This is a genomic window from Bellilinea caldifistulae (assembly GCF_001306055.1).
Taxonomy (GTDB): domain Bacteria; phylum Chloroflexota; class Anaerolineae; order Anaerolineales; family Anaerolineaceae; genus Bellilinea; species Bellilinea caldifistulae.
On the sequence record NZ_LGHJ01000003.1, the window covers coordinates 36,751 to 54,988 of the forward strand.

General features: G+C 53.1%; 16 protein-coding genes. 13 read left to right on the top strand and 3 right to left on the bottom strand.

The genetic code is table 11. The annotated features are described in order from the left end of the window. Positions 1-376 precede the first annotated feature (376 nt). The 11 genes from AC812_RS00730 to AC812_RS00780 all read left to right on the top strand — a co-directional run bounded on the left by AC812_RS00730 (position 377) and on the right by AC812_RS00780 (position 16,070). On the top strand, positions 377-4,453 hold the full coding sequence (locus tag AC812_RS00730) for a S8 family serine peptidase (RefSeq protein ID WP_061913348.1): 4,077 nt from the start codon (positions 377-379) through the stop codon (positions 4,451-4,453). Between the two features lie 110 nt (positions 4,454-4,563). Further along, the gene (locus tag AC812_RS00735; RefSeq protein ID WP_061913349.1) at positions 4,564-5,925 is read left to right on the top strand and encodes a GH1 family beta-glucosidase; all 1,362 of its coding nucleotides are present in this window, start codon (positions 4,564-4,566) and stop codon (positions 5,923-5,925) included. Between the two features lie 1,121 nt (positions 5,926-7,046). Next, entirely contained in the window at positions 7,047-8,333 is a 1,287-nt protein-coding gene (locus AC812_RS00740; RefSeq protein WP_061913351.1) for a hydroxymethylglutaryl-CoA reductase, degradative, read from the top strand. 51 nt (positions 8,334-8,384) lie between these two features. Next, positions 8,385-9,458 carry a hydroxymethylglutaryl-CoA synthase gene (locus AC812_RS00745; protein ID WP_061913353.1) on the top strand — a complete coding sequence of 358 codons (1,074 nt, stop codon included), beginning with the start codon at positions 8,385-8,387 and terminating at the stop codon, positions 9,456-9,458. Positions 9,459-9,469: 11 nt separating this feature from the next. After that, positions 9,470-10,630 carry a thiolase C-terminal domain-containing protein gene (locus AC812_RS00750; RefSeq protein WP_061913355.1) on the top strand — a complete coding sequence of 387 codons (1,161 nt, stop codon included), beginning with the start codon at positions 9,470-9,472 and terminating at the stop codon, positions 10,628-10,630. Positions 10,631-10,740: 110 nt separating this feature from the next. Beyond that, positions 10,741-11,148: a Zn-ribbon domain-containing OB-fold protein gene (locus AC812_RS00755; protein WP_061913357.1), complete on the top strand. Its 408-nt coding sequence runs from the start codon at positions 10,741-10,743 to the stop codon at positions 11,146-11,148. 583 nt (positions 11,149-11,731) lie between these two features. Next, positions 11,732-12,844, top strand: a complete 1,113-nt coding sequence (locus AC812_RS00760) for an amidase domain-containing protein (RefSeq protein ID WP_061913359.1) — start codon at positions 11,732-11,734, stop codon at positions 12,842-12,844. Positions 12,845-13,004: 160 nt separating this feature from the next. Beyond that, entirely contained in the window at positions 13,005-13,571 is a 567-nt protein-coding gene (locus AC812_RS00765; RefSeq protein ID WP_061913361.1) for a hypothetical protein, read from the top strand. A gap of 226 nt (positions 13,572-13,797) precedes the next feature. Continuing rightward, positions 13,798-14,172, top strand: a complete 375-nt coding sequence (locus AC812_RS00770) for a hypothetical protein (RefSeq protein ID WP_061913363.1) — start codon at positions 13,798-13,800, stop codon at positions 14,170-14,172. Between the two features lie 55 nt (positions 14,173-14,227). Beyond that, on the top strand, positions 14,228-15,322 hold the full coding sequence (locus tag AC812_RS00775; protein WP_061913365.1) for an amidase domain-containing protein: 1,095 nt from the start codon (positions 14,228-14,230) through the stop codon (positions 15,320-15,322). A gap of 223 nt (positions 15,323-15,545) precedes the next feature. Beyond that, the gene (locus AC812_RS00780; protein ID WP_061913367.1) at positions 15,546-16,070 is read left to right on the top strand and encodes a DUF4760 domain-containing protein; all 525 of its coding nucleotides are present in this window, start codon (positions 15,546-15,548) and stop codon (positions 16,068-16,070) included. A 68-nt stretch (positions 16,071-16,138) separates the two neighbouring features. Here AC812_RS00780 and AC812_RS00785 read toward each other — a convergent pair whose 3' ends face one another. From AC812_RS00785 to AC812_RS17400, 3 genes are all read right to left on the bottom strand, one after another. After that, complete coding sequence (locus tag AC812_RS00785) at positions 16,139-16,411, bottom strand: hypothetical protein (RefSeq protein WP_062158739.1); 273 nt, start codon at positions 16,409-16,411, stop codon at positions 16,139-16,141. Between the two features lie 266 nt (positions 16,412-16,677). After that, entirely contained in the window at positions 16,678-16,800 is a 123-nt protein-coding gene (locus AC812_RS18230; RefSeq protein ID WP_272897776.1) for a hypothetical protein, read from the bottom strand. A 61-nt stretch (positions 16,801-16,861) separates the two neighbouring features. Continuing rightward, complete coding sequence (locus AC812_RS17400) at positions 16,862-17,056, bottom strand: hypothetical protein (protein WP_145962481.1); 195 nt, start codon at positions 17,054-17,056, stop codon at positions 16,862-16,864. Here AC812_RS17400 and AC812_RS00790 point away from each other — a divergent pair. Together AC812_RS00790 and AC812_RS00795 are read left to right on the top strand one after the other, a co-directional pair. Next, complete coding sequence (locus tag AC812_RS00790) at positions 17,055-17,591, top strand: GNAT family N-acetyltransferase (protein ID WP_061913380.1); 537 nt, start codon at positions 17,055-17,057, stop codon at positions 17,589-17,591. The genes AC812_RS17400 and AC812_RS00790 overlap by 2 nt on opposite strands. A gap of 230 nt (positions 17,592-17,821) precedes the next feature. Beyond that, entirely contained in the window at positions 17,822-18,136 is a 315-nt protein-coding gene (locus AC812_RS00795; RefSeq protein WP_061913371.1) for a hypothetical protein, read from the top strand. Positions 18,137-18,238: the final 102 nt, after the last annotated feature.

The window sequence follows — 18,238 nt, forward strand, 5'->3', positions numbered from 1 at the left end:
AAACCCATTGGCGCAACAGGGAAAATTCTCAGAAAAGCGGTGAATTTGAGGGAATCTTTCTCCCCCAATGAATTGTTTTAATATTTTACACTGAATTTATGGAACAATTTATTGCCGTCGCATTGAGGAAGCCTAGTTGTTGAGATTGATCATGATTGGCACAATCCTTTCAAGCCGGCAAAAATCCCATGGTTTTTTTATGATACTTTTAGGTTTGAGTGTATAATCAACTTGGTTTTTTATTGTTTTAAGAAATACTCCCCGAAATCTTATCGGTCTTCCTCAATCATCACAATGTAAACATTTGAAACTCCACAGAGCGGGTTGCTTCGACCGCTGCTGTGTGTGTGGATATTTCTATCTCAGAGGAGGCACGATGAAATCAAAAGTGTACGTAATTTTAGCCGCCATCCTGCTGTTCAGCATGCTGGCGGCGCCGGTTTCTGCGGGGAGTGTTTCGCCGAAGGCAATACCCTCCCCTTCAGCAGAGACGGAGACGATCTCATCTCCGGGGCAAAAGCTGCAACTCACGGATGCCAGCAGCGAGGTGCAACCCTTCGATGGGCGTTATTTTGTCCTTTTCGATGGTGATTCGCTGGTGCAGAGTTTCTCCGACGATTCCGGTCAGATTCAGGTGGACTCGCTGGAGGCTCAGGCATACCTGAATCTGCTCAGGCGTGAGCAGGATACCCGCTTACAGCAAATCAGCCGGGTGATCCAGCGCAGTGTACAGCCGATTTTCCGCTACGATGTGGTGCTGAACGGTTTTGCTCTCCAACTCAGCCCGACCGAGGCTGCCCGCATCCGCAGCCTGCCGGGCGTGCGCGCCGTCATCCCCGATCGGCTGGAGCAGCCGCTGACGGACGCCGGGCCGTGGTTTATCCGGGCGGATGCGATATGGGGCGGCAGCACGCCGGGCGCTGTTGCCACAAAAGGCGAGGGGATTGTTGTCGGTATTCTGGATACCGGCATCAACTTTGACCATCCATCCTTTGCTGATGATGCCGATCCAACTTATACCTACCCGGACACGCCACCTAAAGGGGTGTGCGCGGTGAGTGGAGGGCCTTACGAAAATGCCTGTAACAACAAATTGATCGGTGCGTATTCCTTCACGAACGAAGCGGTTACGCCGGAAGATACTAACGGTCATGGTTCGCACACGGCTTCTACGGTGGCGGGAAATCCATTGACCATCTCCACCTTCAACGGTGTATCCAATGTTACCATCTCCGGCGTCTCCCCGCGCGCGCAAATCATTGCTTATGATGTATGCGATGATTCGGGCTGTGCAACAACCGCTTCGGTGGCTGCTGTGCAGCAAGCTATTGAGGATGGGGTGAGTGTAATCAATTACTCCATCTCCGGCGGTAAAACGCCTTATACCGATCCCGTGGAACTGGCTTTTCTGGAAGCTTTCGATGCCGGGATTTTCGTGGCGGCATCCGCCGGCAACCTGCGAACCGAACCCACCACCGATGGGCAGGTCAACCATGTCAGCCCGTGGGTGATGACGGTTGCCGCCAGCAGCCATAACCGCCGTTTTGGGCACCTGGTGGATGTGGTTGATCCTGCGAATAGTGAATTGATGGGATTGTTTGCCGTGCCGGGTACCGGTCCAAAGTTCACTACCTATCTAAATCCAATTGAAATTCGCTACGATGAAAATAATGCCACTGGTTGCGCATCCTTCAATTCAGATTTCTTTGCTGACTCAATTGCCCTGATACAGCGAGGAGGTTGTACCTTTGCAACGAAAGTCAATAACGCCACCGAAGCCGGGGCTGTGGGTGTGCTTGTTTTTAACAACAATGGCTTTGCCATCCCTATGGCGGGTTTGGAGACCACCACCATCCCTTCCGCCATGCTCGATCAGCAGGACGGCGAAGCCTTGCGGGATTATATCCTTCAGGTGATGGATGAATCTTCGCTTCCTGTTTATGTAGCCATCACCGCCTTCGACAGGCTGGTGGGGGATTACGGCGACATCAAAGCCGATTTCAGTTTCCGAGGGCCGAGTTACAATGATTTCGAGGTGCTCAAACCCGATATTACCGCTCCAGGTTTAGAAATTTTGGCGGCGGTTGCGGATGGGAAAATCACCTCCGATTCGGAAGCAGAATATGATTTTTATCAGGGCACGTCCATGTCCAGCCCGCATGTGGCCGGGGCAGCCGCTTTACTCAAAGCCCTGCACCCCACTTGGAGCCCGGCGGCGATCAAATCGGCGCTGATGATGACCGCCAAAACCGAGGGTTTGCGCAAAGAAGACCGCACCACCCCCGCCGACCCCTTCGACCACGGCGCCGGCCGGGTGGACCTGAGCGCAGCCGCCCGTACCGCCTTGATACTGGATGAAACGACCGCCAACTTTGAAGCCACCGACCCGGCCAACGGCGGCGACCCCAAATCGCTCAACCTGCCGGCATTGCAGGATAACTTCTGCGTGGCTGCCTGCTCATGGACGCGCACCTTTACCAATGTCAGCGGTGTTGCGGTGAGTATGGCTATTACCACACCAACATGGATGACGACTGAACCATCCGTCTTTTCGGTGGAAAGCGGAGAGTCCCAAACCATCACCTTCACGGCGGATGTCAGCACGTTGCCGATGGATCAGTGGACATTTGGAACGGTTAGGCTTAACACCGACAGCGCTTTTGGCGACGGGACGGAAATCGCCGACCTGCATCTGCCGGTGGCGGTATTTTCCACCGCGGGCAACCTGCCCTCTCTGGTGCAGTTTGATACCTACCGCAATCGCGCCAGCGGAACACTGGAAAACCTGAAGGCGCTGGAAATTGTGGATCTCAGCATCATAAAGTACGGTTTGGTTAAAGCCAACCTGTTCCAGAACATTCTTGACCCGGATGGGACGCCCGACGATCCTTTCGATAACCTCGCTCAGGTGTGGTACACCACCATAGAAGTGCCAGATGATGCCGTCCGGCTTGTAGCAGAAATTACAAACACAACTGCCAATGACCTGGACCTTTACCTTGGTATTGACCTGAACGATAACAGCCTGCCGGAAGAGAATGAAATTTACGACGTGAGCGCCACATCTGCCGCTCTGGAATACCTGAGCGAGATGTCCCCGCCACCGGGAAAGTGGTGGGTACTGGTCCAGAACTGGGACGGGAATGCCGATGATTCTTTTACTCTTGCGCTGGGCGTGATTCCTGCCACCGACGAAGGCAACCTGACGGTTAATGGGCCCTCTTCCAACCCCAGCACAACCCCATTTGAACTGGAAGTGATCTGGGATGAAACAACCCAACCCGGCGACCGGCTATACGGTGCTTTCAGTGTCGGTTCTCAGCCCGGCACAGAAGGCGATATCGGCGTGGTTGCCCTGGATGTGCGTCGTCTTGGTGAGGAAGTGGTCAAAAGCGTAGATCACGAAACAGCCCATGTCGGCGATATTCTGACCTACACAATAAGCATCAACAATCCTAATCCTTTTGATGCGGTTTACACCATCGAAGATCAACTCCCGCAGGGTGTCAATCTCATTCCCGGCTCGCTGACCGGCGGAGCGACCTATGATAGCGTCAATCATAAAATCATCTGGAGTGGTGTGGTGAGTGGTTCGTACCCCACCTACTCAATGACCACCAGCGAAGAGGACCCCGCTTGTGCCATGCCGTTTGCCACGAAGCGTGGATATGTTAATCTTGAACAATATGGTTTATTTACCAACAGCGTCCTCTCGGGTGATACAAAATGGTGGGTTTGGGCAACTGGTGGGGGGCCGATCCAATATTTTGGTCAAAACGTTGGGAATACGATCAACTTTATGGATGACGGGATTGCATTCTTTGATCCTTCTACACCGGGTGACACTCCGTGGGAGAATAAAGACATCCCCACTCCCGCCGAGCCGAACAACTTGCTGGCGTTCTTCTGGCAAGATCTTGAAGTTCAGTATGATGCGACGAACAATTATGGAATTACAATGGCAAACTTAAATGACTCGGGAGGCAATCCGGTTGGGCATATTTTGGAGATGGATAATGTACACGTTTACGGTGATCCAAGCCAGGATTACGACGTGGAATTCTACCTTGCCAAACAAGCGGATGACACACCGGGCGAATACGAAATCATCTTCGCCTACGACAATTTGAACGGTGGACTGGATACGGGCACGATTGGGCTGGAAGATGCCAGTGGCCTTCGCGGGATCAAATATGCCTATAACGATCAGGCACTAAGCCAGATCACCGACGGCATGGCCATTTGCTTCGATTCGGTCATGAGCCAATCCACCCATACAATCACCTATCAGGTACGGGTACAAAATACTGCTGGGGAAGGGTGGTTGATCAATCAACTGTATCACGATAACGATGCTCCTCAAACCGAAGAGGAAACGGCAGAGGCTCGTGTTTGGATAGCCTATTTCCGTTATTACTTCCCCCTCATTGGCAAGGAAGCCAGGTTGCCCTGACTCATCCGTTATCCCAACCTGGTATGATTTTGATCTCCCCTCTGCACCCCGCAGGGGGGAGATTTTGTGTTAAGATAAAGCATCTGCTTCTACTCGCGAGGAATAAGAAGATGTCAAAACGGATTTTTCCACATGGGTTTGTGTGGGGGGCAGCCACCTCTGCCTATCAAATTGAGGGTGCCTGGGATCAAGACGGCAAGGGCGAATCGATTTGGGACCGCTTTGCGCATACGCCCGGTAAGGTGCTCAACGGGGATACCGGTGATGTAGCAGCCGATCATTATCACCGCTGGCCAGAAGATATTGCGCTGATGCAGCAAATCGGGTTGAAGGCTTACCGCTTCAGCATTGCCTGGACGCGCATTTTGCCCGAAGGATGCGGCAGGGTCAACCCGGCCGGTTTGGATTTTTACGAACGGCTGGTGGATGGCCTGCTGGCCGCCGGGATCACTCCCTATCCAACCCTTTTCCACTGGGACCTGCCTCAGGCGTTGGAAGATGAAGGCGGTTGGAGCAATCGCAAAACGGCTTACGCCTTTGCCGAATTTACCGATGCGATCAGCCGGCGCTTGGGTGACCGTATCCGCGACTGGACGACTCACAACGAGGTGACCTGTGCCAGTCTGCTGGGGTACCAGTTGGGTATTCATGCTCCGGGGATATGCGACTGGTACACGGCGCTGCGCGCCGCTCACCATTTGCTGCTTTCGCATGGGCTGGCAGTGCAGGCACTGCGCGCCAACTGCCCCAAAGCCGACGTGGGTTTTGTGATTGACCCCATCCCCGCCGAGCCGGCTTCCGATGCACCGCAGGATTATGCCGCTTACCGCTGGTTCGATGGCCACCACAACCGCTGGTTCCTCGATCCGCTCTACGGACGCGAATACCCGGCCGATGTGGTCAGCGAACACATTCGCCGCGGGCATTTACCCAAGGGATTGGACTTTCTTCAAGCGGGCGACTACGATTTGATCAGCCAGCCGCTGGATTATTTGGGGTTGAATTACTACCGCCGCGGGGTGCTGCGCGCCGGTAGTGAGGACTTGATCAACAATATCGCCCCAACTGCCAACCCGCCCGAAGGCTTTACGGAAACGGGCTGGGAGATTTACCCGCAGGGTCTTTTCTATTTGTTGCTGCAAGTCTGGCTGACCTACCGACCGCGTCAAATCTACATCACCGAAAACGGCGCCAGTTTTTCGGACGCGCCGGATGAAAATGGACGAGTGCGCGATGAACGGCGCATCGCTTACCTGCATGGTCACCTTGCGGCTGCCCACCGCGCCATTGAGGCCGGCGTTCCGTTGAAGGGCTATTTCGTCTGGTCGTTCATGGATAATTTTGAGTGGGCGATGGGTTATTCGCAGCGCTTTGGGCTGGTGTGGGTGGATTACGCCAGCGGACGCCGGCTGCTCAAAGACAGTGCGTTGTGGTACCGGCAGGTGATTGAAGCCAACGCCATTCCGGATTGAGGAATTCAGGCAGGGTTCACTGAGCGCCGGTTTACGTCACCGCGAGACGCCGTCAGGCGGCGCGGCGGTCTCCGGCAGAGCCGTTGCGGAGGCCGGCTGGGAGACCCCTCGCTGACGCTCGGGGTGACATTAATCGCGTATACGTCGCCGCGAGCGAGTGCGGCGGTCATTGAGTTAATGACACCGCGAGCGAGCGGAGCGAGCGTGGCGGTCTCCGGTAGAGCCGTTGCGGAGGCCGGCTGGGAGACCCCTCGCTGAGGCTCGGGGTGACATTAATCGCGTATACGTCGCCGCGAGCGAGTGCGGCGGTCATTGAGTTAATGTCACCGCGAGCGAGCGGAGCGAGCGTGGCGGTCTCCGGCAGAGCCGTTGCGGAGGCCGGCTGGGAGACCCCTCACTCCGTTCGGGGTGACATTAATGTGTGTAGTGCGGTGCAAGTGTCGCTGACGCTTGGGGTGACATTAATTGGTTTACGTCACCGCGAGCGAGCGGAGCGAGCGTGGCGGTCTCCGGCAGAGCCGTTGCGGAGGCCGGCTGGGAGACCCCTCACTCCGTTCGGGGTGACATTAATGTGTGTAGTGCGGTGCAAGTGTCGCTGACGCTTGGGGTGACATTAATTGGTTTACGTCACCGCGAGCGAGCGGAGCGAGCGTGGCGGTCTCCGGCAGAGCCGTTGCGGAGGCCGGCTGGGAGACCCCTCACTCCGTTCGGGGTGACATTAATGTGTGTAGTGCGGTGCAAGTGTCGCTGACGCTTGGGGTGACATTAATTGGTTTACGTCACCGCGAGCGAGCGAAGCGAGCGTGGCGGTCTCCCGCCAAACCATCACGGAGGCCGGCTGGGAGACCCCTCACTCCGTTCGGGGTGACATTAATGTGTGTAGTGCGGTGCAAGTGTCGCTGACGCTTGGGGTGACATTAATTGGTTTACGTCACCTCGAGCCGCCGCAGGCGGCGTGGTGACCTTTCACCCTCTCTGTCCGGTGTGTATGGCTTTTGTCTCAGTTTTGTACAATCTTTCCGCACAAATTTGATAGATTTTGAGTGACCTTTGGGGGTAACATACGGTAGGTTTTGGTTGAAAACCTGCCCAATTTGATTTGCCGGAGGAATTTTTTCAACATGCCTGAACAAAACCGGGCAAAATTTTACGACTTACCGCCAGCCGAACGGCTGAAATGGATTTCCGCTCAAAGTCAACTGGATGAAGCCGCTCTGGCAGCCTTGAGCGGCTCAGCCGGCCTTACGGTTGAGCAGGCCGATCACATGATTGAGAATGTGATCGGTGTTTATGGGCTGCCGCTGGGGGTTGCCCGTTATTTCATCGTCAACGGGCGTGAGGTGCTGGTGCCAATGGTATTGGAAGAACCATCGGTGGTAGCCAGCGCTTCCTTTATGGCAAAACTGGCTCGTTCCAGCGGCGGCTTTGTTGCCAAAGCCGATCCGCCGGAGATGATCGGGCAAATTCAAATTTTAGGAGTGGCGGATGCTCCAACCGCCCGCCTGCGCCTGCTGGAAGCGCGGGACGAACTGCTGGCTGAAGCCGCTCAAATTGACCCGGTGCTGGCGAGCCTGGGCGGCGGGCCGCGCGGGCTGGAGGTACGCATCATCGAGGCCTCGCCGATTGGCACTTTTCTGGTGCTGCACCTGATTTACGATGTGCGGGATGCGATGGGCGCGAATGCCGTCAACACCGCTCTGGAACGGCTGGCGCCGCGGGTTGAGCAAATCACCGGCGGACGGGCGCATTTGCGTATTCTGACCAATCTGGCCGAACGCCGTCTGGCGCGTGCCCGCGTGACCATTCGGCTGGAGGAACTGGCTTTTGAAAATTTCAGCGCCGAACAGGTGCGAGATGGCATCATTGCCGCGTGGGCATTTGCGGCCGCCGACCCGTACCGCGCTGCCACCCACAACAAGGGCATTATGAACGGTGTGGACGCGGTGGTGATTGCCACCGCCAACGACTGGCGGGCAATCGAGGCCGGCGCCCACGCCTACGCCGCTCGCAGCGGGCGTTATACCAGCCTGAGCACATGGGGCAAGGACGAGCAGGGCAATCTGGTCGGGACGCTGGAAATGCCCATGGCAGTCGGCATTGTCGGCGGGGCAACCCGTGTACATCCGGCGGCACAGGCGGCGATCCGCTTGATGGGTGTCAAAGCCGCCGGTGAGCTGGCCGAAATCATCGTTTCGGTGGGGCTGGCCCAGAATCTGGCTGCTTTGCGTGCGCTGGCGACCGAGGGCATTCAGCGCGGCCACATGAGTCTGCATGCTCGTCAGGTGGCGATTGCCGCAGGCGCCAGCGGTGAGCTGGTCAACCGCGTGGCAGAACAAATGGTGCGCGAAAAAGTGGTGCGGATTGACCGCGCCCAGCAGATTTTGAAGGAAATCCGAGGAGAAAGTTGAAAGGTCTCCCTCTTTGGTTGAAAGAAGTCCATAAAAAAGGAGCGTTGTATTATGGAAAAACCTGAAACCCCTATTCTGGCACACAAACCCGCCCGTCCGGTTGGGATTGTCGGCTACGGCGCCTATGTGCCGCGCTACCGCCTTCCGGCGCGTGAAGTGGCGCGCATCTGGAAAGGCGGCAAGGACGAAGCCCCGGTACGCGAGAAGTCGGTGCCCGGGGCGGATGAGGATGTGATTACCATGTCCATCGAAGCCGCTCGCAATGCGCTGGCGCGCGCCCGCATTCACGCTCACGAGATTCGCGCCGTGTGGGTGGGCTCGGAATCACACCCCTACGCCGTCAAACCCAGTTCAACGGTTGTTGCGGAAGCCATCGGTGCGCCGGTCAGCATTCAAGCCGGTGATTGGGAATTTGCCTGCAAAGCCGGCACCGAGGCGATGGTGGCAGCGATTGCAATGGTCGCCGCTGGGATGGGTCGTTACGCGCTGGCGATTGGCATGGATACGGCTCAGGGACGTCCTGGCGATGCACTGGAATATACCGCTGCTGCCGGAGGGGCGGCTTACATCCTCGGTCCGGCGGAAGAATCGCTGGCGGTGGTGGAGGGTACCTATTCCTATGTGACCGATACCCCCGACTTCTGGCGGCGGGCGCATGAACGTTACCCTCAACACGGGCAGCGCTTTACCGGTGACCCGGCTTACTTCAAGCACATTACCGAAGCCGGCAAGCAGTTAATGAAGGACTTGGGCGTGACTGCCGCGGATATCCAGTATGCGGTGTTTCACCAACCCAACACCAAGTTTCCGCAGCGGGTAGCCAAAATGCTAGGCTTTACACCGGAGCAGATTCAGCCCGGCCTGCTCTCTCCGGTGATCGGCAACACCTACGCCGGCGCGGCGATGATCGGGCTTTCGGCTGTGCTGGATTGCGCCAAACCCGGCGACCGTATCCTGGTGGTCTCGTTTGGCTCAGGCGCCGGTTCGGATGCTTTCCTCTTCCGGACTACCGAAGCGCTGGTCGAACGCCAGCGGCTGGCTCTCCAAACGCAGGATTATATTGCCCGCCGTACCGAAATTGATTACGGCATGTACGTCCGGCTGCGCGGCAAGCTGGCGGATTGAGGAGGCTAACCATGCGTGAAGTGGTGATTGCCGGTATCGGTCAGACACGGGTTGGCGAGTTGTGGGATATTTCCCTGCGTTCGCTGGCCTATCAGGCGATAAAGGCCGCCCGCCGGGATGCCAACGGTCTGATGCCCGATGCCCTGTATGTGGGAAACTATCTGGCGATTGTGACCTCGCACCAGTCCAATCTCGGCACCTTGCTGGCCGATAACGCCGGTCTGACCGGCGTTGAAGCCTTCACCTGCGAGGCTGGCCAGGCCTCCGGTGGGGCTGCTTTTCAGATGGGGTTCATGGCGGTGGCTTCCGGTTATGTGGATGCGGCACTGGTGGTTGGCGTAGAAAAGTACACCGATGCGATTGGCAGCGAGCAAGAGGCCGCCCTGGCAATTTCGATGGACGCCGATTATGAGGCGATGGTCGGGTTGACCCTGGCCGGACAGGCCGGTTTGCTGATGCAGCGTTACCTGCATCAGTACGGGGCGCCCCGTTCGGCGTTTGGGGCGTTTCCGGTGCTGGCGCATGCCAATGCGGTCAACAACCCGTTTGCCATGTACCGGCGGGCCATTGACCAGCAGACTTATGAGAAAGCCGAGCCGGTTGCCGACCCGCTCAATCTATACGATCAGGCTTCCTACGCCGATGGCGCTGCAGCGGTGCTGCTGACCACCCCTGAGAAGGCACAAGAAGCCGGTATCCGCCACCCGCTGGTACGCGTGCGCGGTTCAGCCGGGGTGATTGATACGCTGGCGCTGCATGACCGGCCCGACCCACTAGCCTTCGATGCCGCTCGTTACGCCGTGCAGCGTGCCTGTGAAATGGGCGGTGTTCTTCCGGGCGAGGTGGATTTATTTGAGATGGATGACGCTTTTTCGATTTACGCCGTGCTGGGGCTGGAAGCGGCCGGATTTGCCGAGCGCGGTGAAGGCTGGCGTTTGGGCCAAAATGGCGACTTGCGGTTGAATGGGCGTCTGCCCATTCTCACCATGGGCGGCAGCAAGGGCCGCGGCAATCCGCTGGGAGCCGCAGGTGTGTACCAGATTGTGGAGGCGGCTCAGCAACTGCGCGGCGAGGCGGGCGCCAATCAGGTTACCGGTGCTCGCATGGCGTTGACACTCAATTTGGGCGGGCCGGCTTCATCCGCTTTTGCCCATGTGTTGGAAAAGCGATGAGGTTTGATAGGTTTTGATAGGAATCCGGATGATTCTTGATAGGAATTGACAGGATCAGGCCGATAGACTGTATGCTGGATTGATTTACAAAGTAGAAGGAGAGAAAAATCATGGAAATTCCGCGACATTGGCGATTGAAGAAACAGCGTTACTCGCTGCAAGGTGAGATTTGCCCGCATTGCGAAGGGAAGATCTTCCCGCCGCGAGATGTATGTCCGCACTGCGGGAATGATGCCCGCACCACCTTCACCTTTAGCGGGCGGGGCAAGGTGTATTCGTTCACGCACGTGACCGAAGCGCCGGCTGGCTTTGAAGAAACCGCCCCCTACACAGTGGCGCTGGTGCAGTTGGAGGAAGGGCCGGTGGTGACCGCGCAGTTGACGGACGTGGAAGCGGATGAGGTGGAAATTGGCATGCCGGTGGAGATGGTCACCCGCAAGATTCGCTCGGATGGCAATGAACGCGGCATTATCATTTACGGGTATAAGTTTCGGCCGGTGCTTGACGGCGCACGATAAACACGCTTCAATAAAAGAATATTAAAAGCGTTCTCCAGGACTGGAGAGCGCTTTTTTGATTGACTGTTCAGGGGTGGCGAAAGTGGGAGAATAATGTTTCAGGCAAGTGGCATCGCGAATCTGGTCGAGCAGTTTTCTGGGTTTTGGAGAGGATGGATCAGGCGTAAGATCAGCTAATCTTTTTACATGTGGGGATGTTATAATTAATATAGCATTTATTCTAATCGGAGGGTTTCAGATAATCAAGCATAATAGCAGCATAACATGCTTTTTTAGAATGAGTATACGGCAAAAATGCAGTGTATCAGAAGTCTGTATAATTAATAGTTGGGCCGCAGTGTCACAACAATCACAATAGTAAGACAATATACCAACAATGGTTTTCATAGAGTCACAACCCCGCGTAGAGGGCGTGAGCCTGTCCAGGGCAATGGCATGGCAACATGAAAACCTATATCACGGTCAGCGCCGGCGTACTTCTACGAAACAGGAGCGTGTGGCTCACAGCACAATACTATGTGAGCAAGAGCCGAAATGCATAGAGCTGGAAACTCACCACAATCACAAACTAAGGAGACAGAAAATGAATATCAAAAAGCTTACAATCTCCGCGGCCACAATCTTGGTACTTCTATTCAGTTTTAATACATTTACAGTGGCTTCAGCTTCGGATAAAGACAGCCAGGAGGAGAGCAAAATCAAAGAGACCATAAATTCTTACTTCCAGTTACGTTACGAAGCCTTAAAATCGCTTAAGCCTGCTGATTTCTCGTCTTTAGCTACCACGACTGACAATGTATCAACTGAGAAATGGCTTCGTCAAGAACAGGATAGGCAGGATGTTGAACTCTTTATTGCCGAAACTTTCAAGACAAGTTACCTTGAGTACAAGTTCTTTCTCGACTATCAAAGCATTGAAATAAACGGCAATGAAGCTGTAGCCAAGTTGCTGGAAAGTAATGAAGTGTTTTTTACCTCCAATCCTACATTACCTTCCAGGACGGCAAATCTGGAACATACAATTACACTAGAGAACATGAACGGGGGTTGGAAAATCTCTAATGATCAATATCGCGACGAAACAATCGAACTATTAGAGACATCAACAAAAGACGATATTCTAAGGAACATCCAGATTAATCGTGATGCCCAGTTTTTGGGGCGCACTACAGGTCAATCGGCGCAACCAGAAGCCACTTACTCTTACAAACGGACATTAGCCGCAAGTTATGCTGACACTTGGTGGAACTCAATAAACCCCACTTACCATGATGAATCGGGCAATGATTGTACTAACTTTGCTTCCCAAGCGATTTATGAGGGCACTGAGCATACGATGTCAGACCCCACAAACTACAATACAATGTGGTACTATGATTTTTACACGCATAGTGGCTCATATCCGTGGGTTAATGTAGGGGGCCTCTATACCTTCCTCACCTCGAATACTGGAAAAGGCCCTTATGGATACAGTTCGGGGGCCTATACCTGCAATCTTTCCAAGGGGGATGTGGTTACAATGAAGCAGAGCGGAACATGGAAACATACCGTAGTGGTGGTCTCAATCGCAGGTGATTGCCATGTGCCATCCAACATCCTTGTTGACGCACATGATACCGACCGTTACCATTACCCACTCTCAAACTATAGTGGGTACACTTGGTATTCAATAACCATTTCGGGATACCGAAAGTAGCAAATAGCAGATCTCATCACACACCACCCTACCTGACATCAGACAACAAAGATTTGCGCGACTACCAAAACGCACCCATTATCTTGCTCGAACACTTACAAACCCAATTCTCATGTCTATGTCAGGTAGGGTTAAACATTTAAATATGTGAGGTTTCGAAATGCCAAAAAACTCTCTTTCACTAAATGAGTTCATTTTATTCGTATTATTCGCCACAGCCTTTGCTTTATCCGCTTGCACACAATCAAAGGGGATAAGCGAACTTCCTGTAAACTCGGCAGTGCCATCACAAACGCCAGTGCAAACTTCAACTTATAGATGGGTTGAATACGAAGAAGCCTTAGCAAAGGTTTTACTGGCTGGTGCTTATCCATCCGAATCAGAAAGTGAAGGTTTATGCGAATGGTCGATTCTGGGGCATAATGAACAAGAAGTCTATGTGTGGGCCTTATGCCAAGTTGCTAGCACGGCCTCAGGCACAGCTAGTAGCGTTCCTGTTGTTATTAAGCTGTCGCCTGATGGAAGAATTGAGGAAGTCGTGATCCCCAGAGATGGAACAGACTATGGGCTGGATATTCAAAATCTCTTCCCATCTGATGTGCAAGAACGAATAAATAACCTTGCATCCTACTTCGATGTCAAGGCCGCGATGGAGCACATTGCTTTACGACGAGAAGACCGGACAATACCGCCAATAATTGTAGAGGCAGGAACTCCTTTGCCATGATACATGCGGTTTGAAGTGGATTATCAAATAATGCGGCCCAACCTGGCGCTGGAGCGGACGGGGCGGGACTCTCCCCCGAGGGTATGCGTGCGCTCGAAGGGTTATCGCAGGTCCCGAAGGTAATTCCGTTCCCGCCCGCCCCGCCGCTCAGCTTAGTTGTTAGGTTGCTAAGATTTAACACGTGCCGATTTGCACGCTCACAAAAAATAGTCAGGAGAAGCGCAAAATGAGAACCAAAATAATAAAAATGGTATTACTACTCCTGCTTGCAATTGCAGGATTCGCTCTTGTATTTTGGGTAGCAAAAAATATGCCAACCAAGCAAGAACTTCGAGCTAAACAAATCATCCAATCTTTCATAGATTCAAAAGGAATGGATATAGAACCTGGTACAGAGGAATACAAAATATTCATGCGGGGCATTGTATGGGGTGAATATCCTGAGTTAACAGGAAATGGCTCGAATTTCGTCAAGAACCAGGAAGAGTTAGACTATGTGCTCGATTATGCCTGGAAGTATTCGGGGTACAAAGGTCTATATGGAGACTATAACGAGCTAGACACAGAAGAAGCAGCACCAACAACTGAATCTAACAAATGACTGTAGGCAACAACTAACGTAAGCATATCTTCCAGAAAAGCAAAGGAACTTCACAATGAACGTAACCAAAGTTATCTTACTTCTATTAGCTGTTTTGGGAATTGCCATCAACCCATTACCGGAGATTAATGAGCAAACGGAAACACAGGCGGAACAAATCATCCAATCTTTCATAGATTCAAAAGGAATGGATATAGAACCTGGTACAGAGGAATACAAAATATTCATGCGGGGCATTGTATGGGGTGAATATCCTGAGTTAACAGGAAATGGCTCGAATTTCGTCAAGAACCAGGAAGAGTTAGACTATGTGCTCGATTATGCCTGGAAGTATTCGGGGTACAAAGGTCTATATGGAGACTATAACGAGCCAGACACAGAAGAAGCAGCCTCGCCGGAAAAATTTGGAGAGCAGAGGTTGACAGCTATCAACCTTTCAACATCATTGGGGCGTTCAAATGCAATTGCCTATGCTTATCAGTGGAGTATATCTGGGGGCACAAGTCGAAACCCAGCCTACCCTGACTTCGGAGCTGATGACTGTACTAATTTTGTGAGTCAAGCGATGAAAGCGGGCGGATTTATTGAGAAGGGGAGTGGTGATGGATGTAAACATGAGAATACAAGCACAGAATGGTACGTCGAATCAAATCCATCTCCTCCATGGTGGTGTACTGGTGACTTTCGCAATTGGGAATGGTCAACGAGCTGGAGCGTTCCATGGCCATTTCGAGATTATTTTGCATATCAGAACGATTATGCAATCCCTCATGGATGGACAACAAGTGTATCTACTGCCAAATATTTTCTTTCTCCAGGAGATGTGATACAGATTCAATACGAAGATAACGGGGAATGGATAAGCTTTCATACAATGATAGTTACCGACGAGGATGAGAATGATCTCTATGTCACTTATCACTCTAACGCAGGAGGTTTTGATGAAGTTGACAAACCCCTTAGCACAATAGATTTAGGGTCTAACAAACGCTTCCAATTAGTTGAAATCAAATTCCCTGCTCTGATATTTTTGCCACTGATACTAAATGGCGGAGGAACAACCGGGAATCCGTTGAACTCCCCAAACCCCTATCCAGCACCAATGGAATACAAGGAGCCACAACCACTCGGGCCTTACCCACCACCATAATAAACATGGCAATTATATTTTCCTGTTTAGCGCAACCTAACAACCAGGTGGAGCGGACGGGCGGGGATTCCCCCGTCCGAGGGTAAGCGTGCGCCCGAAGGCACTCTGACCTCGAAGGCGTGCCGCCAAAGTCCCGCCCGTCGCTCACCTGGGGCGTTAGCCCGCCTTGCATCTCCATTATGGAGATACAGCAAGTTCGTCTTAAGGCTCACAGGGTAGAGAAATGCGGATATCGATCAGCGATTTCACTTCACTATTCAGCATATTGGCTGTACTCGTAAGCATTATTGCGCTTGTTGTCGAGATAAGAAGGGATAGGCTTGCCCTGCAAGTTGATCTGTTGCTTAGGTTAGATGACAAGCTCCACTCTCCCGAGTTTAAAGCGCTTCGCCAAGTTGCTGCACAGAAGCTACTGAGCAACGAGAGACCCAACTATGAGTTAGAGGATTTGCTTGAACTATTCTCTACTATAGCTTTCCTATATGAACGCAAAGCAATCGATGCTGACCTCGCATTCGTTCATTTCTCATATTGGCTCGATCGATATTGGCTTTGTGCAAGAAACTATGTCGAGGAGGAAAGCAGGAAATACGATCCTCTGAGTTACAAAACACTTGAGCGAGTGGCTCAGCTATTTGTTGAAAAGGAACTTAAGAGTGGTTATCCGCCGTTTTCAGAGGAGGTATTACAGAATTTCCTCAAGGAAGAGACGCACGCAACAGTAAGAGGCGGCATAATCCGCGCTTGAACCTGATGCTGCTTCCGCTGCACTGTGCAGGTAAGCTTTTCCATTAGCCCGCTTGGTAAGATGTTGCATCACAGGGTTGTCATGAAAGGAAAGTTACGAGAGCTGAAATGGCTAAAGCATTTATCCGCTTTTGTCACAGCGGCAACGATAGCCGTCAGTTTCATGCTTTCGGCTTGTTCGCCATCGTTGAGCGATGTCTCTGCTAATCCTGCTCCAATGTCTGTGGTAAATACACCCGTACTGTCCGCAACGCTTACGCAAACCCTGACGCCAACATCTGCGCCAACCGCCACCAGCACAGCCACAGCAACCCTGACACCGACAGAAACACCCACTGCCACTGTGGTTCCCGTGGAAACGGTTCTATCGCAAATCGGCTGTTCCACCAACCTGACACGCGACGGGTTTTATCTATGCTCCCTTCATGCACTTGATTTGAGCAAGTTGCCAGCGGGCTGGACGATAAGGGTGTATGTCTGGCAGGCGGATAGGAATTACACCGACAGACAACCCTATGCCATAGTGCAAAGCGGCAGTGATATGATCACGCCCAGAACGCCAGCGATGTATGTGAGCGTGCTGCAGGACGAGCGAGTGCTTTATGAGTTCAGCCTGTACTTTCCGGGTCTTGTCTCAGCGCCAACTGTTCAGAAAGGTCAGCCTGCTGAACAAGGGCAGCCAATTCTTCCACCGCCACCACCGCCACAACCGACCACAGAACCTGGGACATGATAAACTGTTCTAAAATAAACGCGGGCTAACACTGTTTGCAACGGACACATTCGCTACGCTCAGTGAAGGCAGCGGCTTCGCCGCTTCAGGGTATGCGCCGCGAGCCAGCGAAGTTGATTTTTAGGTGAAGGTGTCTTGCCAGCCCCGCCGCTGCAGCCGACGCCGCCTTCGGCGGCGCGGCTGAGCGGCAGGCCGTTGGGCAGGCCGGCAATCATGAATGGGTATCTTGGTAAAGAAACAGCAATTGAGCGCATGAATAACCAGCTAACCATCCAGGTAGTACAGAGCGCATTTTTGTCAGATGAAGATCGGAAACCCATCATCGCGCTCTGTAACCGCGCTTGTGAGGAAGACTTGGAACCACTGTTCAACACTTTTGTTGGTGCAACTCATGTTCTTGGTTACCATAATGGCCTTCTTGCAAGCCATGCGCTATGGGTGACCCGCGATTTGCAAGTTGGAAACAGTCCTCTTTTGCGCACGGCGTACATCGAAGCGCTTGCCACAGACCCAGCCTATCGCGGTCGTGGTTTTGCAACAGCTATTATGAAACGCGTCGCTGATGAGATTCAGGACTATGAACTGGCAGCTCTTTCTCCATCCAGCGTTGCATTCTATGAGCGACTTGGTTGGGAGCTTTGGCACGGTCCGTTGTTTATCAGAACTCAAACAGACTTGTTGCCATCTCCAGACCAAGAACAGGTGATGATTCTACGTCTTCCGAAAACACCGCCGCTAGACCTAAATGCACCACTTTCTGCGGAGTGGCGTGAAGGTGAATTGTGGTGATAAGGACGTTGTAGGAGTAACATCGTGAAACCAGATTCCATATTTTGTTCATGGGCCTGCCCAACCCGTGCCTCTACCTGATGGCTTCGCTTCGCTGTGCTTGGCTCGCCGCAGGTCAAGCGCGCACCGTTAATTAACAATTCTCCAAAACCGGCTTACAGGCTGCTGTTGGAAAGAGCACAAAAATGATTTTGCAAAATGATGACAGGCGATCCGAAAGATGAGGGGCGATGGGAGATCCACGCCGATCCAGTTTGATTTCGACGGATGACCAGCCGTCCAGTCCGCCGCCGTTGCCGGCAGGTCGTTTTCCGGCCTGGGCAGGCTTTGCCAGAAGGGGCGCTCTCGTTGGTTTTGGCGTGGGTTTACTGGCTTTAGCAGTTGCACTGGCTGTGGTCTGGCGCTGCCTGCCTTTCTACATCACCTACCCGCCCCTGCCGTGGCCGTGGTATTGCGCTGAGCCGGCTTACAGCACCATCGCTTTTCTGGCTTTTCCGATTAATCTCATCACCGATGACCTGGGGCTGTCTGGAAAGAACATCTAGGCAGCCCTTTTGGTAAGGAAAAACAGGTCAAATAAACCCGTTTTGACCAGCAAAAAAAATTGGCTGTTGATCAGGCAGCCAATTTTCGTAGATTGTGGGCTA

What these genes read in the sequence shown, in the direction of transcription:
- AC812_RS00780 (WP_061913367.1), top strand. Translation starts at nt 15,546, where the DNA reads ATGCGGATATCGATCAGCGATTTCACTTCACTATTCAGCATATTGGCT.
- AC812_RS00740 (WP_061913351.1), top strand. Translation starts at nt 7,047, where the DNA reads ATGCCTGAACAAAACCGGGCAAAATTTTACGACTTACCGCCAGCCGAA.
- AC812_RS17400 (WP_145962481.1), bottom strand. Translation starts at nt 17,056, where the DNA reads ATGCGCTCAATTGCTGTTTCTTTACCAAGATACCCATTCATGATTGCC.
- AC812_RS00745 (WP_061913353.1), top strand. Translation starts at nt 8,385, where the DNA reads ATGGAAAAACCTGAAACCCCTATTCTGGCACACAAACCCGCCCGTCCG.
- AC812_RS00760 (WP_061913359.1), top strand. Translation starts at nt 11,732, where the DNA reads ATGAATATCAAAAAGCTTACAATCTCCGCGGCCACAATCTTGGTACTT.
- AC812_RS18230 (WP_272897776.1), bottom strand. Translation starts at nt 16,800, where the DNA reads ATGTCCCAGGTTCTGTGGTCGGTTGTGGCGGTGGTGGCGGTGGAAGAA.
- AC812_RS00765 (WP_061913361.1), top strand. Translation starts at nt 13,005, where the DNA reads ATGCCAAAAAACTCTCTTTCACTAAATGAGTTCATTTTATTCGTATTA.
- AC812_RS00755 (WP_061913357.1), top strand. Translation starts at nt 10,741, where the DNA reads ATGGAAATTCCGCGACATTGGCGATTGAAGAAACAGCGTTACTCGCTG.
- AC812_RS00795 (WP_061913371.1), top strand. Translation starts at nt 17,822, where the DNA reads ATGGGAGATCCACGCCGATCCAGTTTGATTTCGACGGATGACCAGCCG.
- AC812_RS00775 (WP_061913365.1), top strand. Translation starts at nt 14,228, where the DNA reads ATGAACGTAACCAAAGTTATCTTACTTCTATTAGCTGTTTTGGGAATT.
- AC812_RS00790 (WP_061913380.1), top strand. Translation starts at nt 17,055, where the DNA reads ATGAATAACCAGCTAACCATCCAGGTAGTACAGAGCGCATTTTTGTCA.
- AC812_RS00770 (WP_061913363.1), top strand. Translation starts at nt 13,798, where the DNA reads ATGAGAACCAAAATAATAAAAATGGTATTACTACTCCTGCTTGCAATT.
- AC812_RS00750 (WP_061913355.1), top strand. Translation starts at nt 9,470, where the DNA reads ATGCGTGAAGTGGTGATTGCCGGTATCGGTCAGACACGGGTTGGCGAG.
- AC812_RS00730 (WP_061913348.1), top strand. Translation starts at nt 377, where the DNA reads ATGAAATCAAAAGTGTACGTAATTTTAGCCGCCATCCTGCTGTTCAGC.
- AC812_RS00735 (WP_061913349.1), top strand. Translation starts at nt 4,564, where the DNA reads ATGTCAAAACGGATTTTTCCACATGGGTTTGTGTGGGGGGCAGCCACC.